Origin of the sequence: Roseobacter sp. HKCCD6576-2 (assembly GCF_013179285.1) — a bacterium.
Taxonomy (GTDB): Bacteria; Pseudomonadota; Alphaproteobacteria; order Rhodobacterales; family Rhodobacteraceae; genus Rhodophyticola; species Rhodophyticola oceani.
This window is the reverse complement of sequence record NZ_WVNW01000059.1, coordinates 1-1,617: the sequence shown is the minus strand read 5'-3', so window position 1 is coordinate 1,617 and position 1,617 is coordinate 1. Positions and strand designations below refer to the sequence as shown.

Genomic DNA, 1,617 nt, shown 5'->3' with positions numbered 1-1,617 from the left:
GCTGTCGAGGTTGCAGGACGAATAGCCGGCACCCGGGCTTCGGGCAGGGAAACCCACGAAGCGGAGGCATCCGGGTCCGGCGTATCCGTGACTGCGCGGCTGTCCCAGTCCGCGCAGCCAATGAGGTTCAGAGAAACGAAGCACACAAGAAACACCCTCGCCCATGAAGCGGATTGCTCATTCAACAGAGAGACAAAACGCATGGTATCGGAAATCAGAGCGCGCCTAGGCGACTGGTCTGCAGCTTCTTGCACACGCAATAGTCGAGCGATTGGAGACACCCTCATCCTAACCACCTCAACGATTGTCTTGGTCTTGCTCGTCGTCGCGGGCTTAGCGCCCGCTCTATTGATTTTCTTAGGAGAGTCTCCCGCCAGCCACGCAGTGACTGGGATAGTAGCTGGCGGGAGAAAAGCGGTGATCAGATGTTCAGGGTCCGACCGCCACTTAGGCCTCGCTGCTGATGATAGTCACCTCAGAGTCAATGAAGAAGGAGCCAGACGTCCCAGCGTATTCGTATTCAACGCGGCCGTCAGTGTCCGAGCTACCCGTTGCAGTCGCACCTTCGATCACAACCCTATCGTTGCCGTCCCCGTCGATGATCAACTCATAGTCCGCGTTGCCATCAGCCAGCGCTGCGAGAACCGCAGCGGTCATCGTGATCGTCTGAGCCGTGTCGTTGGTCATGTCCAGCGATGAGATATCCCAATCGGCAACGGTCTCTGCCGTCAAGTCCACCTGGCTATCGATGTTTCCGAAACTTACCACATCCACAGTGTCATTGGCATTATTGTCAAGCTCGGTGAATACTATCTGACCCTCGTCATCGAGCGTATAGGTCTCGCTGCGATCCTCCGTCCCGTCATTGTCGTCATCAAAATCAGCACCGACCCGATTGCCCTCGTCATCGAGCGTGTACGTTTCGCTGCGATCAACCGTCCCATCATTGTCGTCATCAAATGCGATCTCGGTGACATTGAGATCTTCATCTACCACAACGACAACGCTTTCATCGGTGGTGCCATCGCCGTCGAGGTCAATGTCGACGGTCGTCTTATCATCCTCGACCGTCACCGCGATACTGTCTGCCTGTTGCGGGACAAACTCATCGACGATATCGGCGATTTTATCGATGTCACCGGCCGTCAGGTCGTCGCGATCTTCCTCGGGAATAGCGTCGATGACTTCCTTGACGTAAGAGACGTTGTCCTCGGTCACATTCTCGGTGCCAGCGTCCTTGAAATCGTCAAGCTCTGCGTTCGCCGGATCATTTAAAATCCCATCGAGCGCCTGGTCTGCAGCATTGGACCCACCGCCGGACCCGTCGTCGCCAGAATTCGCGGCGATGATCGCAATTAACCCAAGCCCACCGATGATGAACGGAACGACTTCAGGGTTAATGATTTCAGGGTTAATAATCTGCCGTACGCCCTGGGACGACTTGGTCACCTCAAGAGGCGCAGCCTCAATCGCAGCAGCCAGATCAGTCGCGTCGACGCCAAACATCTCGGCCAGCTGGTTCAGCGAGCGCGGCTCGACACCGATCATCTGACCATCCGAGTTGAGCGTAACCTCGAAGATCTCACCCGTCTCGGGATCACGCATCAGCAGTTCGCG

Annotated in this window: 2 protein-coding genes; both read right to left on the bottom strand. The window is 56.2% G+C overall.

Annotated elements, in window-relative coordinates:
* A partial coding sequence (locus tag GTF44_RS22045) for a hypothetical protein (RefSeq protein WP_216365221.1) occupies positions 1–203 on the bottom strand: 203 nt, incomplete at its 3' end.
* 244 nt (positions 204–447) lie between these two features.
* On the bottom strand, positions 448–1,617 hold a 1,170-nt coding region (locus GTF44_RS21920), incomplete at its 5' end, for a hypothetical protein (protein WP_171591571.1).